2 protein-coding genes are annotated in these 1009 nt (G+C 48.4%); both read right to left on the bottom strand.

Features of this window, described 5'->3' with window-relative positions:
* A partial coding sequence (locus R8O10_RS24100; RefSeq protein ID WP_318191808.1) for an FAD-binding oxidoreductase occupies window positions 1-714 on the bottom strand: 714 nt, incomplete at its 3' end.
* 37 nt (window positions 715-751) lie between these two features.
* Window positions 752-1009: aldehyde dehydrogenase family protein (locus tag R8O10_RS24095; protein WP_318191807.1), on the bottom strand; the 258-nt coding region annotated here is incomplete at its 5' end.

Genomic DNA, 1009 nt, shown 5'->3' with positions numbered 1-1009 from the left:
AAGGTAGGCGTTACCTGCCAGTACCACGTACTTGCTCTTCACGCTGCCTTTCGCCGTTTTCACTACTGGGTTAATACCTTTATCAATCGACACGACCGCCGACTGCTCAAAGATTTGACCACCTAGAGACGTAAACGCAGCAGCTTCACCCAATGCCAGTTTAAGCGGGTGAATATGACCACCGCGCATATCCAGCAAACCGCCAGTGTACACTTTCGTACCTACCGCTTGTTCTACCTCTCCTGCGTCAAGCAGAGTCAGTTGGTCGTTGCCGTAACGCTCCCAGTTCTTCTTATGTTCTTCTAGCCCTTTGAGTTGTTTACTGTTCAGTGCCGTGAACAAGCCGCCTTGCTTGTAATCACAGTTGATGTCGTATTTGTCGATCAGGCCACGGATGATATCGCCGCCTTCAAAAATCATATCGCACAGAGCTTTAGCTTGGTTTTGGTCGTAACGGCTTTCAATCACGTCAACATCTCGGCTGTAGCTGTTAACGATTTGGCCACCGTTACGACCAGTTGCTCCAAAGCCCACTTTTGCGCTTTCTAACACAACGACTTTAAAACCTTTTTCTGCTAGGTGCAGTGCAGAAGAAAGACCAGAAAATCCCGCACCGACTACACACACATCGCACTCGATGTTGTCTTGCAGTTGTGGGTATTCCGGCATGTTTGGCACAGAGTGCGCGTAGAACGAATCCGTATGCTTGTTCATAGAACTATTCCTTTATTTATCGTAATCGTCAGCAGGCTTAAGGATGGAGGCGAATCCAAGTGGTTTTGGTTTCGGTGAATTTTTCAATCGCGTGGAGAGACTTGTCTCGACCGTTTCCGCTCATTTTGAATCCACCAAATGGAACCGTCATGTCACCTTCGTTATAGTTGTTGACCCAAACCGAGCCGGCTTGCAGTCGTTTTGCTACGCGATGAACGCGGTTGATATTGCTACTCCAAAGTGCAGCACCTAAGCCGTACTTCGAATCGTTAGCGATCTCGATTGCTTGCGCTTC

It is taken from the genome of Vibrio sp. 1727 (assembly GCF_033344415.1).
GTDB lineage: Bacteria > Pseudomonadota > Gammaproteobacteria > Enterobacterales > Vibrionaceae > Vibrio > Vibrio alginolyticus.
The sequence above is the reverse complement of the archived record's forward strand: the minus strand, read 5'-3'. Positions and strand labels throughout refer to the sequence as shown.